Here is a 287-nt window from a genome sequence, read left to right on the forward strand (position 1 = left end):
TTCACGCTAATTTCCATATAACCATCATCGGAAGAGCGCCCAATAGCCACTTCTACAAAGCCTGCGGCAGTTGCGGTAGTTTTGGTGAATTTTAATGCGTTACCTATTAAGTTTAATAAAATTTGGCGCAGTCTAACGGGGTCCCCTAGTTGCCAGTTCGGTAACTGGGGCGAAAGATAAAAGGCAAGCTTAAGCTTCTTAGAGTCCGCTTGATATGCAAGTAGCTCTGCGAGTTCTTTAATGATTTCTTGCCAGCTAAATGGTGTAGATTCAAGTTGCATTTTCCC

Annotated in this window: 1 protein-coding gene; it reads right to left on the bottom strand. The window is 43.2% G+C overall.

The window, feature by feature from the left end:
* Positions 1 to 287 (bottom strand): ATP-binding protein (locus CWC11_RS21120; RefSeq protein ID WP_502704817.1); only part of this gene is annotated, 287 nt, incomplete at both ends.

Origin of the sequence: Pseudoalteromonas sp. S3178, from assembly GCF_005886985.1 — a bacterium.
Lineage (GTDB): Bacteria > Pseudomonadota > Gammaproteobacteria > Enterobacterales > Alteromonadaceae > Pseudoalteromonas > Pseudoalteromonas carrageenovora.